The organism is Streptacidiphilus pinicola (assembly GCF_003258295.1).
Taxonomy (GTDB): Bacteria; Actinomycetota; Actinomycetes; order Streptomycetales; family Streptomycetaceae; genus Streptacidiphilus; species Streptacidiphilus pinicola.
This window is the reverse complement of record NZ_QKYN01000050.1, coordinates 1-201: the sequence shown is the minus strand read 5'-3', so window position 1 is coordinate 201 and position 201 is coordinate 1. Positions and strand designations below refer to the sequence as shown.

Genomic DNA, 201 nt, shown 5'->3' with positions numbered 1-201 from the left:
GCGGACGGGCGCTGGCTCGGCGCGGGCAAGTGGCTGTCGCGTCGGCTCGCCGACGCGGACCCGGGCCTGCACGACCGGCTCACGGCCGCCCTCACCGCCGTCGCGGGCGGGGCTCCCGACGGCACGGAGTGGATGGTGGCCGCCGTGACCGAGGCCCTCGACCGGGCCGGCGGCCCGCTGTGGGAGGGGTACCGGATCGGG

At 80.1% G+C, this 201-nt stretch carries 1 pseudogene; it reads left to right on the top strand.

Annotated features, from left to right (window positions below):
• Positions 1-201, top strand: a pseudogene (locus tag DN069_RS13245) (nucleotidyltransferase domain-containing protein); the annotation flags it as partial.